This window comes from Pseudomonas sp. FBCC-B35 (assembly GCF_059133755.1).
Window position 1 is genome coordinate 4589975 of record NZ_CP101439.1, and the last position, 12691, is coordinate 4602665.

10 protein-coding genes are annotated in these 12691 nt (G+C 59.7%); 1 reads left to right on the forward strand and 9 read right to left on the reverse strand.

The window, feature by feature from the left end; genetic code table 11:
- Positions 1-24: 24 nt before the first annotated feature.
- The 4 genes from oscA to NMB38_RS20955 all read right to left on the reverse strand — a co-directional run bounded on the left by oscA (position 25) and on the right by NMB38_RS20955 (position 5790).
- Positions 25-207 carry a sulfur starvation response protein OscA gene (oscA, locus tag NMB38_RS20940; RefSeq protein ID WP_003248957.1) on the reverse strand — a complete coding sequence of 61 codons (183 nt, stop codon included), beginning with the start codon at positions 205-207 and terminating at the stop codon, positions 25-27.
- A gap of 380 nt (positions 208-587) precedes the next feature.
- Complete coding sequence (locus NMB38_RS20945) at positions 588-3641, reverse strand: efflux RND transporter permease subunit (RefSeq protein WP_028686747.1); 3054 nt, start codon at positions 3639-3641, stop codon at positions 588-590.
- Positions 3638-4705: an efflux RND transporter periplasmic adaptor subunit gene (locus NMB38_RS20950; protein ID WP_128610037.1), complete on the reverse strand. Its 1068-nt coding sequence runs from the start codon at positions 4703-4705 to the stop codon at positions 3638-3640. The genes NMB38_RS20945 and NMB38_RS20950 overlap by 4 nt, the downstream gene beginning before the upstream one ends.
- Entirely contained in the window at positions 4702-5790 is a 1089-nt protein-coding gene (locus tag NMB38_RS20955) for an efflux RND transporter periplasmic adaptor subunit (RefSeq protein WP_027913443.1), read from the reverse strand. The genes NMB38_RS20950 and NMB38_RS20955 overlap by 4 nt, the downstream gene beginning before the upstream one ends.
- 430 nt (positions 5791-6220) lie before the next feature.
- On the opposite strand from NMB38_RS20955, the gene NMB38_RS20960 reads away from it, so the two are divergent.
- Positions 6221-7054, forward strand: a complete 834-nt coding sequence (locus NMB38_RS20960; protein ID WP_494355085.1) for an RHS repeat-associated core domain-containing protein — start codon at positions 6221-6223, stop codon at positions 7052-7054.
- Positions 7055-7181: 127 nt separating this feature from the next.
- Here NMB38_RS20960 and NMB38_RS20965 read toward each other — a convergent pair whose 3' ends face one another.
- The 5 genes from NMB38_RS20965 to NMB38_RS20985 all read right to left on the reverse strand — a co-directional run bounded on the left by NMB38_RS20965 (position 7182) and on the right by NMB38_RS20985 (position 12547).
- Positions 7182-8072 (reverse strand): ABC transporter permease subunit, encoded by an 891-nt coding sequence (locus NMB38_RS20965; RefSeq protein ID WP_023532426.1) that lies wholly within the window; start codon positions 8070-8072, stop codon positions 7182-7184.
- A complete protein-coding gene (locus NMB38_RS20970) occupies positions 8069-8989 on the reverse strand; it encodes an ABC transporter permease subunit (RefSeq protein ID WP_027913442.1) in 921 nt (306 codons plus the stop codon). Before NMB38_RS20970 ends, NMB38_RS20965 begins: the two co-directional genes overlap by 4 nt.
- The gene (gene potA / locus NMB38_RS20975; protein WP_027913441.1) at positions 8986-10128 is read right to left on the reverse strand and encodes a polyamine ABC transporter ATP-binding protein; all 1143 of its coding nucleotides are present in this window, start codon (positions 10126-10128) and stop codon (positions 8986-8988) included. The genes NMB38_RS20970 and potA overlap by 4 nt, the downstream gene beginning before the upstream one ends.
- A 68-nt stretch (positions 10129-10196) precedes the next feature.
- On the reverse strand, positions 10197-11291 hold the full coding sequence (locus NMB38_RS20980; RefSeq protein ID WP_027913440.1) for a polyamine ABC transporter substrate-binding protein: 1095 nt from the start codon (positions 11289-11291) through the stop codon (positions 10197-10199).
- Between the two features lie 158 nt (positions 11292-11449).
- Positions 11450-12547 carry a polyamine ABC transporter substrate-binding protein gene (locus tag NMB38_RS20985; protein WP_400561359.1) on the reverse strand — a complete coding sequence of 366 codons (1098 nt, stop codon included), beginning with the start codon at positions 12545-12547 and terminating at the stop codon, positions 11450-11452.
- Positions 12548-12691 lie beyond the last annotated feature (144 nt).

Genomic DNA, 12691 nt, shown 5'->3' on the forward strand with positions numbered 1-12691 from the left:
CTAGTTCTGGAAGGTGGGGCGTGTTCAGCCGGGCTTGTTGCCAGGCTGCTGCAGGCGGAACTTCTCCTTGCGCTCGATCTGCACCACCTGGGCGTTGTGCACGGTGATTTCCACAGCGCCAAAGCGCAGATCGCGCAGCGCGCTCTGGATCTCACGCAAGATGGTGGCTTCGTCCTGACCGTCGATACTGCGCAGCGATGCACTCATGCTCGTTCTCCTTGGAGTGAGATTGCCGGGCAGAGGTTTGAATGAGGGTTTGCGCCTGGCGTGAGGGCAATAGTAGTGGGGGCGGATTATTCTTAAAAATACTGTTTGGGCATTTTTATATAACCATTTACACGATTGTCTGGATGCGCTTCCTCAATGGACGTATTAGCGCAGGCCATGCGCTGGTTGACGTGTTTGCGCGTAGAGTCCATCGCCGAAAAGTCGGCTTTTACGCGCAGGGTCGCTGGCTTCCAGGTCGTGGCTTAGGTGTGCAGTTGAGGGGTGCAGGTTCGCCTCGTAGGCGCGGCGTCTGCGGGGCGCCAAAGCGGCCATGATGGGCCGCAGAACGGCCCCGCATGGCAAGCGGCGCGATAGGCGCCTCAACCTTCCTGATGCGGCTCGCGGATCTTGTAGGACGCTACGTAGAGCGCTGGCAAGAACAGCAAGGTGAGCAAGGTTGCCACAATGATGCCGCCAATCATGGCGTACGCCATTGGCCCCCAGAATACTTCGCGAGCAATCGGAATCATGCCCAGGCTGGCAGCCGCAGCTGTCAGCAGGATTGGCCGGCGACGATGGTTGGTGGCCTCGACCACGGCATCCCATGGTGAATACCCCTGGGCTTCGAATTCATCGATCTGGGTGACCAGAATGACCGAGTTACGAATGATGATGCCCGCCAGCGCCAGGATGCCCAGGATCGCCACGAAGCCCATCGGCGTACCCGTCGGCACCAGCGCCAACACCACACCGATCAGGCCCAACGGCGCGACGCTGATCACCAGGAACAGCTTCTTCACGCTGTGCAACTGGATCATCAGGAACGTGGCCATCAGGAACAGCATCAGCGGGATCACTTTAGCGATGGGCCCCTGTGCCTTGCCGCTCTCCTCCACGGTGCCGCCGGTGGCCACTTCGTAGCCGGTGGGCAACTCGCTGGCGAACTTTTCGATGTCTGGCTTGAGCTGAGCCACCAGGTCCGTAGGCTGAATATCCCCGTTGACCGACGCTTTGAGGGTGATCGTAGGCTTGCGATCGCGCCGCCACACAAGAGGCTGCTCCTGCTCGTAGCGCACCGTGGCGAATGACAGCAAGGGTATCGAAGTGCCGTTGGGTGTAAGGATCTGCAGGTTCTGCAGCGTATCGGGCGAGCCCCGCTCGCTATCCACGGCGCGGGCCACCACGTCGATCAGGTAGATATCATCGTTGACCTGGGTAACGGGCACGCCGGTGACGATGCTGTTCATTACATTGGCCACATCTTCCGAAGAAAGCCCCAACTGGCGGGCCTTGTCCTGGGCAATATCGATGCGCAGCACTTTACCCGGCTCGTTCCAGTCGTAAATCATTTCGCCGATGTTGGGGTTCTTGTCCAACAGGGTCGCCAGCTCGATGGCATGCTTGCGCACCTGCTCGATGTCCTTGCCGCTGACGCGGTACTGGATCGGTCGCCCCACAGGTGGCCCCATCTCCAGCGACTGAACGTTCGAACCGATACCGACGAAGTCCTCTCGCAGACGTTTCTGCAGGCGAGTGATGAGCTCACCGCGCTCTTCCAGGCCTTTGCTGACGATGACCAATTGGGCGTAGTACGGGTTCTGCAGTTGCTGGTCCAGCGGCAGGTAGAAGCGCACCGCACCTTGACCGATATAGGTGCTCCAGTGATCGATGTCTTCGTCATCCTTGAGCGTGGCCTCCAGCTGGTCGACCACCTTGCGAGTTTCCTGGATCGACGCGTTCTGTGGCAGGTTCAGATCGACCAGGATTTCCGGACGGTCCGAAGCAGGAAAGAACTGGTTCTGCACGAAGCGCATGCAGAACACGGCCAGGGCGAACAGCACCACGGTGCCGATGATGGTCATCCAACGGTGGCGCATGCTCCACAGCAGGCCATGCTCGAAGACCCGGGCTACCCTGCCCGGCTTGTCATCATGGGACTTCACTTTGCGGGCGTTGAGAATGTGCACGCCAAGCACGGGGGCGAAGAACACGGCCACCACCCATGACACCAACAGCGCAACGGCAATGACCGCGAACAAGGTGAAGGTGTATTCACCTGCCGAACTTGCGTTGAGGCCAATCGGTACGAAACCTGCGACAGTCACCAGCGTACCGGTGAGCATTGGGAATGCCGTGGAGGTGTAAGCGAAAGTAGCAGCGTCTTCCTTGCTCTCGCCCATTTCCAGGCGCGTGACCATCACCTCCACGGTGATCATGGCGTCATCCACCAGCAGCCCCAGCGCAATGATCAGTGCACCTAGCGAGATACGCTGCATGGTGATGCCGCTGTATTCCATGAATACGAACACCATGGCCAGTACCAGCGGGATCGAGCACGCCACCACCAGGCCTGCACGCACACCCAAGCTGACGAAGCTCACGGCCAGAACAATGATCACCGCTTCGAACAATGCACTGGTGAAGCCACCGACGGCCTTCTCCACCACCGTCGCCTGGTTGGACACCGTGTGCACATCGACGCCTACCGGAAGCTCGTTGGTGATGCGCTGCATGGTTTGCTTGAGCGCCTTGCCAAACTCCTGGATGTTGCCGCCCTTCTGCATGCCGATGGCAAGGCCCAGGGCCGTCTTGCCGTTGTAGCGGAACATCGGCGCAGGCGGGTTGGTGTAGCCGCGTTCGACCTCGGCGATGTCTGCCAAGCGGAAGAAGCGATCGTTGATGCGCAGGTTGACGTTCTCAAGGTCCTTTTCCGAGGCGAACTGCCCACTTGTCCGTACGGAGATGCGCTCCGGCCCGGCCTCGATCACGCCCGCTGGCGTCACGCTGTTCTGCGCCTGCAGAGCCTGCATCACCTGGCGCTGGTCGATACCCAAGGCGGCGAGCTTGCGGGTGGAGAAGTTCAGGTAGAGCACTTCGTCCTGGATACCGACCATTTCGATCTTGCCGATATTGGGTACTTCGCGGACCTCGGCCCGCGCCTGCTCCACATAATCACGCAGCTGGCGCAGGCTCAGCCCGTCGGCGGTGAAGGCGTAGATGGAACCGAACACATCGCCGAATTCATCGTTGAAGCCGGGGCCCTGCAAGCCCTCGGGGAAATCGCCGCGAATGTCCTGGATCTTCTTGCGGACCTGATACCAGATCTGCGGTATGTCGTCTGCCTTGGTAGTGTCGCGCAGGTAGACGAACACCGTTGATTCACCAGGCCGGGTATAGCTCTTGGTGTAATCGAGCGAATCGAGCTCCTCGAGCTTCTTCTCGATCCGGTCGGTGACCTGCAGCAGCGTTTCTTCCTGGGTAGCGCCAGGCCAGCGGGTCTGGATCACCATGGTCTTGATGGTGAAGGACGGATCCTCCTCACGACCCAGGTTGAAGTACGAAAAGATGCCCATGAGCAAACCGACGAACATCAGGTACCACACGAACGACTGATGCTTGAGCGCCCATTCGGACAGGTTGAAGCTTCCTTTCATTGCGCATCCTCGTCGAAGGTGACCTGCTGGCCAGGCTTGAGGCTATTGACGCCGGCGATCACCACCCGCTCCCCAGGCTGTACGCCTGATGAGACGACGATGCGGTCCTCGTTTCGGTCGATCAGGGTCACGTCGCGCAAGGCGACGGTTTTCTGCTGGGGGTCGACGACCCATACCTGTGTCTTGCCATCGCGCTCCAGCAGCGCGCTGACCGGCAGCTCGCTGCGAGGAGAAACCTGCGAGCTGAGAGTGACGCTGACGGCAGTTCCCAGATGGAACGTTTCAGGGGTGCTGGCCAAGGTCAGCCGCGCACGCCGCGTGCGGGTGGTGGCATCGGCCTTGGGCTCGAGCTCGCGCAGGGTGGCGGTGGTGTTGACGGCGGGGTTGAGCTGCGAGGCGACAGTGAAGGTCAGGTCCGGTGTCAACTGCTCGGCAATGCCGATGGGCAGGTCAATCACCGCTTCCTTCACGTCCGGCCTGGCGAGCGTGACCACAGCCTGCCCAGCGGTGACGGTTTGCCCGGCTTCGGCCCGCCAGTCAGTAATCACCGCCGCATGATCGCTGCGCAGCGTGGTATAGCCCAGCTGGTCACGGGCCTGACTGACCGAGGAACGAGCCTGCTCCAGCGTGGCGCCGGCTGTTTTCAGGTTGGTCTGGGCGATGTCCAACTGGGCCTGAGCACCCACGCCGCGGTCGTACAACTGTTGTTGCCGGCGGGCGTCGGACTGCGCGTTGATCCACTGCGCCTGCACCCTGGCCAGATCGCCTTCGGCAGCGCGCAGCTGATTTTGCTGGTCGGTCGGATCCAGCGTGGCCAACGTATCGCCCGCTTTGACCTGGGCCCCGACGTCCAGCCAGCGGCGAGCGATGCGCCCGCCCACACGAAAGCCCAGGGTACTTTCGTAACGCGCTTCGATCACGCCTGCAAAGCGGCCCAAGCGGGCCTGCAACTGAGGTTGCACCACTACCGACAGCACTGGACGAACCGGCTCCGGCGGCTGCTCTTCCTTGCCGCACCCGACAAGCAAAACACCGGCACACATCAACGTCAGCCAAGGCTTCATAGCGGGCTCTCCGGCGCTTTGGCGGGTACTTTTTCAACTTTCATACCGGGGTGCAGCAGCTGCCCGCCGGTTACCACGACGACTTCGCCACCGTCGAGACCTTTGCCGATGACCACAGTGCCGGTCAGGTAGCGGCTTACTTCGACTTCCCGCAACTGCACCTTGTCCCCCTCGCCCACGATCCACACGGCGGGTTTCTTCAAGCCTTTGGTCAGTGCCGACCAGGGCAGCTCGACACTCGGCTTGCCCCGCCCTTGGGTCGTCACGGTGACGGGCGCGCCCAACTGCATCGCAGGCGGAACGTCCTGCAATCCGACCTTGACCTGCACCGTGCCGCTTTGAGCCGAGACAGTGGGGGTAATTTCACGCACCGCTCCACGGGCCTGCACCTTCGGATCGTCCAACAGGCTGACCACGACGCTGGCATCACTGGGCGTGCCCGCCAGAAGCGACTCGTACACGTTGAACACCGCATCACGCTCGCCGTCACGGGCCAGGCTGAAGATGGGCATGGTCGCTTGCACCACTTGCCCTACCTCGGCCTGACGCTCGGTGATCACCCCGTCGGCTTCGGAGACCAGCGCGGTATAACTCAATTGCTCGTTTGCGTTGGCCAGTTGAGCTTGCGCAGCCTTCAGCGCGCTTTTATTGCTGCGCAACGAGGCCTGGGCAGCATCATATTCGCTTTGACTGGTATAGCCCTTGGGCAACAGCTTCTGCTGACGAACGAAGGCAGCTTGGGTCTGGGTCACCCGTGCCTGCGCCGCGAACACTTCGGCCTTGGCCGAAGCCACGTTGTTCTGCAAGTCTTTAGGGTCGAGCCGGGCCAGTACCTGCTTGGCCTTTACGTGATCGCCTACATCTACACTGCGCGAAATGATCTTGCCGCCTACGCGGAATGAGAGGTCCGTCTGCACCCGCGCCTGGATGTCGCCAGTCAGCGTCACCCGGGCTGCGAAATCGGCGGACTGGACATTCTGTACCCCTACACGGGGCAGCGTTTCAGGCAGCTCTTCCTTGCTGCAGCCGGTGAGCATGCCCAGCAGCCCCAAGCCCGTGACCAGTAGCGCACGCGACAACGTCATGGAGGCTCCTTTCTTGCGCGCAAAAGATTCATGCATGCGATTCGCCAAGCAGGCCAGGGTTCCATAATTCTTGCTGTAGACGCCAGACGCCCTGCCGCCTCCAGCCTCGTGGGTGGCTTCGTCAGGCCAGGTGTTGGCAAACCCTGGCAATTCTGTCAGTAGCCCACGCTTTCAAGATCACGATACTGTCGCCTGACGCGAAACTTCCAACCTACCACTGCTTGCAGACGGTCGGTCTTATTCATCCGGGGATGTTGGTATGGACAAATCTGGCAGGGTCCACGCGTTCTATCAAGCCGGCCAACTCGTCACGGAACTGGGTGACGACGTCAAACGCTCGGTGTTCCGAGGTCAGGCACGCTTTCTAGGCCATCTTGCAGGCGATAAGCGGACGCCTTCAGTAAGCGCGGTAGACAGGGGCAACACCGTAATGGCCGAGCCCCACACCAACTGCCTGGCTCGCTTTTCCTACACGCCTTACGGCCAAAGGGCCCGTTTGAATGAACCGGACACGCCATGGGCGTATCACGGTGAGCGACTGGATGCACTATTGGATGGGTATCCACTGGGCAACGGCTATCGACTGTATAGACCGGCACTCATGCGGTTTGGCGCCCCTGACAACCTGAGCCCTTTTGGACAGGGGATGCTCAATGCGTATGCCTACTGCCTGGGTGACCCTGTCAATCAAAGTGATCCATCAGGCCACTTCGCGGTGAGAAGCCTGATCAAGTATGCAAGCTGGATCACAGCCGCTGCGTCCTTAACAGCAGGCACAGCCCTTGCTGTCGTCGGTGCTTCGAAAAATGACGATAACCTTATCGGAGTGGCGATCGGCGTTTATATTGGTGGGTCATCGCTTGTCGCCGCTTTATTCGTCCGGGAAAAATATATGAGTACGCTCAGAGCCGACTCGTCATATGGAGAACGGTTCTCGACTACAGTGGGAGGCAGCGACCGACGAAACGTGCATGACCCTGTACAGAGCTTTTCATCAGCGGATGTGACCTTGGTACCTCCAAGTGTCCATACGAATAGAAGATTTGGTGGCTCGCATTTAACAACGCAACCGGTAGTTCCGGCCCCGCCTCCCAGCTATTCGAGTTTAAACCTTCAAGCGCCAGGTCTGGACGAGCTTCCCAGCTATTTGGATCTTTATCCCAACCAGGACTCAACTGGAGGAAACTTGTCGCACAGGAACAGCCTCCCCCCACATATCGAGCCACAGCGAATTATGAATAGAGTTCGGCGCTTAAGTGTCTAGTGACCTCGCCGTAGCAATTCGTCACAAACGATACGTTTATGCGGCCACATTCAGTTCTCCGCACGGCGCAAGCGCAAGTGTGGAACAGCTGCTCGCTCCAAAAGCGTAACGAGCAGCCATACCTCGATCAGATCGGCGCTACCGGCGCCGGGCGCCGTACCTGAGGCTGCGACGCATTGGCCGCCGCACCTTCTTCAATCGCCTGCTGTATGGCCTTGCGGCGACGCTCTTCGGCACGGCGACTGAAGTACCAGACGAAGAATGTCACCAACGAGACGGACAGCAGAATCAGGCTGGCCACGGCGTTGATCTCAGGTTTCACGCCCAGGCGTACCGCCGAGAACACTTCCATCGGCAACGTGGTCGAGCCTGGCCCGGACACGAAGCTGGCCAATACCAGGTCATCGAGCGACAAGGCGAACGACATCATGCCACCTGCCGCCAGCGAAGGCGCAATCATGGGGATGGTGATCAGGAAGAACACCTTCCAAGGCTTGGCCCCCAGGTCCATGGCCGCCTCTTCGATCGACAGGTCCAGCTCACGCAGCCGGGCCGACACGACGACGGCCACATAGGCCGCGCAGAAGGTGGTGTGGGCAATCCAGATGGTGACAACGCCACGCTCCTGCGGCCAACCGATCAATTGCGCCATGGCCACGAACAGCAGCAGCAGCGACAGACCCGTGATGACTTCAGGCATGACCAACGGTGCGGTGACCAAGCCACCGAACAAGGTACGCCCGCGGAACCGGGTGACCCTGGTGAGTACGAAAGCCGCCATGGTGCCCAACGCGACAGCCGCTACCGCCGTGTAGCAAGCGATTTCCAGCGAGCGCATCACCGAACCGATCAGCTGAGTGTTGTCCAGCAAGCCGACATACCATTTGACCGACCACCCGCCCCACACCGTCACCAACTTGGAGGCGTTGAACGAGTAGATGACCAGAATCACCATCGGCAAGTAGATGAACAGCAAGCCGAACACCAGCATCAGCTTGGAAAAACCGAAGCGCTTCATGCCCTGCCCTCCATTTCCTTGGCCTGGCTGCGGTTGAACAGCAAAATGGGCACGATCAGGATCGCCAGCATCACCACCGCAAGCGCCGAGGCCACCGGCCAGTCACGGTTGTTGAAGAATTCCTGCCACAACACTTTACCGATCATCAGGGTTTCCGGTCCGCCGAGCAGTTCGGGGATCACGAACTCGCCCACCACGGGGATGAACACCAGCATGCAACCGGCGATGATGCCGTTTTTTGACAGCGGCACGGTGATTTTCCAGAAGCTGTTGAAGGTGCTCGACCCCAGGTCGGATGCCGCTTCGAGCAGGCTTGGGTCATGCTTCACCAGGTTGGCGAACAAGGGCAGGATCATGAACGGCAGGTAGGAATAGACCACGCCGATGTACACCGCCAGGTTGGTGTTGAGTATCTGCAGCGGCTGGTCGATCAGCCCGGTCCACATCAAAAAGCCATTGAGCAAACCGTTGTTGCTCAGAATGCCCATCCAGGCATACACGCGGATCAGGATCGCGGTCCAGGTCGGCATCATGATCAGCAGCAGCAGGACGGTCTGGGTTTCCTTCTTGGCGTTGGCGATGGCATAGGCCATCGGGTAGCCGATCAGCAGGCAGAGCAGCGTGCTGATGAACGCCATCTTCAGCGAACCGAGGTAGGCCGAGATATACAGTTCGTCCTCGGTCAGCAAACCGTAGTTGGCCAGGTTGAGCACCAACTGGATCTTGTCCTCGACGTAGCTGTAGATCTCGGTGTACGGCGGGATCGCCACGTCGGCTTCGGCGAAGCTGATCTTCAGGACGATGAAGAACGGCAGCATGAAGAACAGGAACAGCCACACGAAAGGAACACCGATCACCAGGTGCCGCCCTTCAGGGGTGATGCGCCGGAACGCTCGCTTGAGCTTGCGCAGCTTCATGACCGCAGTACCACGCCGCTGTCGTCTTCCCACCATACGAAGACTTCATCGTCCCACGTAGGGCGCGCGCCTTGGCGCTCGGCGTTGGCGACGAACGACTGCACCACCTTGCCACTGGGTAGCTTCACGTAGAATACCGAATGCCCGCCCAGGTAGGCGATGTCATGGATCTTGCCGCGCGACCAGTTGTACTGGAAATCAGGCTGGACAGTGGTGACCAGCATCTTTTCCGGGCGCAGTGCATAGGTGATGTGCTTGTCCTCCACGGAGGTGGAGACACCGTGCCCGACGTAGATCTTGCGCTCAAGTTCAGGCGAGGCGATCAGGGCGTGGCCTTCGGCATCGTCGATCACCTCGGCATCGAACAGGTTGACGTTGCCGATGAATTCGCAGACCAGGCGGCTGGTCGGGGTTTCGTAAATGTCTACCGGCGAGCCGATCTGAGCGATCCAGCCCAGGTGCATGATGGCAATGCGCTGGGCCATGGTCATGGCTTCTTCCTGGTCGTGGGTCACCATCACGCAGGTCACGCCGACGCGCTCGATGATTTCCACCAGCTCCAGCTGCATCTGCGAACGCAGCTTCTTGTCCAGGGCACCCATCGGCTCGTCCAGCAGCAACAGCTTAGGCCGCTTGGCCAGGGAACGAGCCAAGGCCACGCGCTGCCGCTGGCCACCGGAGAGCTGGTGCGGCTTGCGTTTGGCGTACTGAGTCATGTGCACCAGCTTGAGCATCTCGGCCACGCGGGCGTCGACCTCGGCCTTGGGCAAGCGGTCCTGCTGCAGGCCGAAGGCGATGTTCTGCGCCACGGTCATGTGCGGGAACAGGGCGTAGGACTGGAACATCATGTTGATCGGCCGCTCGTAGGGCGGCATGTCGGTAATGTCCACGCCGTCCAGGAAGATGCGTCCTTCGGTGGGGCGTTCGAAGCCTGCCAGCATGCGCAGCAAGGTCGACTTACCGGAGCCGGAACCCCCAAGCAAGGCGAAGATTTCGCCCTTGCGGATTTCCAGGGATACATCGTCCACCGCTACCGTTTCGTCGAATTTTTTCGTGACCCGGTCGATCTTGACCAGCACCTGCTTGGGTTGCTGGCCACCCTCGAGGGCTTTCTTATAGGCGCCGGAGGCAACTGCCATGAGTGAAACTCCCAACAAGTTTTTTGTGCCCGCGCGGCCTGCCAGGCAGGCCGCGCGGGTGAGGTGGATTACTTGCCCGACTTGACCTTGGTCCAGCTGCGGGTCATCAGGCGCTGCACTTTGGGCGGCAGCTCTGAGTTCACGAACATCTTGTCCAGCACATCCTGCGGTGGATAAACCGCAGCGTCAGTCCTCACGGCCTGGTCCATCAGGTCGCCAGCCTTCGAGTTAGGGTTGGCATAACCGACGTAATCACTGACCTGGGCGATAACCTCAGGTTTCAGCAAATAGTTGATCAAGGCATGCGCCTGCTCCACGTTTTTGGCGTCCTTGGGAATCGCCAGCACGTCGAACCAGAGGTTGCCGCCTTCTTTGGGAATGGCATAAGCCAGGTTCACACCCTTCTTCGCCTCTTCGGCGCGGGCCTTGGCCTGGAACACATCACCCGAGAAACCTGCCGCGACACAGATGTTGCCGTTGGCAAGATCGGTGATGTACTTGGACGAATGGAAATACGTCACGTAGGGGCGTACCGCCAGCAGCTTCTGCTCGGCCTTGGCGTAATCCTTGGGGTTGGTGCTGTTGGGATCCAGGCCCATGTAGTTGAGGACGGCCGGAAGCATTTCGTCCGCCGAGTCGAGGAAGGCCACGCCGCACTTGGACAGCTTCTTCATGTTCTCGGGTTCGAACAGCACTGCCCAGGAGTCGATGGTATCGACGCCAAGCGCCTCTTTGACCTTGTCGACGTTGTACCCGATGCCATTGGTGCCCCACAGGTAAGGCACGGCATACAGGTTACCCGGGTCGTTCTTCTCCAGGCGCTTCATCAACGCAGGTTCAAGGTTCGCGTAATTGGGCAGCAGTGCCTTGTCGAGCTTTTGGAAAGCGCCCGCCTTGATCTGCTTGCCCAGAAAATGGTTGGAGGGCACGACCACGTCGTAGCCGGTCCTGCCGGCCAGCAGCTTGCCTTCCAGGGTTTCGTTGGAATCGAAGACATCCTGCACCGGCTTGATGCCCGTGGCTTTCTCGAAGCCTGCGAGCGTGTCGGGGCCGATATAGTCGGACCAGTTGTAGAAATGCACCGTAGGCGCCGCTTGGACGCTGCATGCCAGCGTCAGGCTCGCTGCAGCCATCACGGCCTTGCGTAATACAGAATTGGACAAGTGGGTGGTCCTCACAATCAGTGTCTGGATAGCGACAATGCTGCCGCACACGCAAAACCGGCGCGCAACTTACCTTCGCAGCTTCGATGCCGCAATGCTCAATTGCCTTTCACTGGTTTCGGACCGGGAATACCCGGTCCGAAAATGCTACATCAGGCTTATTTGCCCGATTTGATCTTGGTCCAGCTGCGGGTAATTACCCGTTGCACTGCTGCTTCAGGGGCGGCAATGGCGTACAGATTCTTTTTCACTTCAGCGGACGGATAGATGCTTGGGTCGCTGGTGATGTCCTTGTCCACAAAGGCGGTCGCGGCCTTGTTGCCGTTGGGGAAGCGCACGGCATTGGTGATTTCGGCCATGACTTGCGGCTGCATCAGGAAGTCCATGAACTTGTAGGCCGCTTCCTTGTGCTCGGCATCCTTGGGCATGGCAACCATGTCATAGAAGGTGCCGGCGCCTTCTTTCGGGATCACGTAGTCCAGCTTGACCTTGTCCCCCGCTTCGTGGGCGCGGGTCTTGGACTGCTCCAGGTCACCCGAGTAGCCGACAGCCAGGCAGATGTTGCCGTTGGCCAGGTCGCCAATGTACTTGGAGGAGTGGAAATAGGTGATCGACGGACGGATCTTGAGGAACAGGTCTTCGGCAGCCTTGAGGTCTTCCTTCTTGGTGCTGTTGGTCGGCAGGCCCAGGTAATGCAGGGCCGCTGGCAACATTTCGGTTGGGGCATCAAGGAAGCTCACGCCACAGCTCTTGAGCTTGGCGATGTTCTCTGGCTTGAAGACCACGTCCCAGGAATCGATCTTGTCCACGCCCAGCGCGGCCTTGACCTTCTCGGGGTTGTAGCCGATGCCGATCGAGCCCCACATGTAGGGGAAGGCATACTTGTTTTCCGGGTCGCTGGCATCGCCCACGGCCTTGAGCAGATCCTCGTCGAGGTTCTTCCAGTTGGGCAGCTGGGTGCGATCGAGTTCCTGGTAGACGCCCGCCTTGATCTGCTTGGCCAGGAAGTTGTTGGAAGGCACCACGATGTCATAGCCCGACTTACCGGCCAGCAACTTGGCCTCCAGGGTTTCGTTGCTGTCGAACACGTCGTACTTGACCTTGATGCCCGACTCTTTCTCGAACTTGGCGATGGTGTCCGGAGCAATGTAGTCCGACCAGTTGTAGACGTTCAGTACCTTGTCTTCAGCCTGTACAGCCCCGACCACTGCGCCCATCAGCGCAGCGGCCAACAACGTCTTGCCCATATTCTTCATGCGTCATGCTCCAGAGTGTTCGATTAGCCATCCGTTCAGAAGCCGGGTCCCGCAGTACACGCGTGTGGGCGACTGAAGCAGCCGCTAGTCTGGCAAGTTACAAGGCCCGGTTTCAAGGAAACCTGGCCCTTGTAACGACTTAAT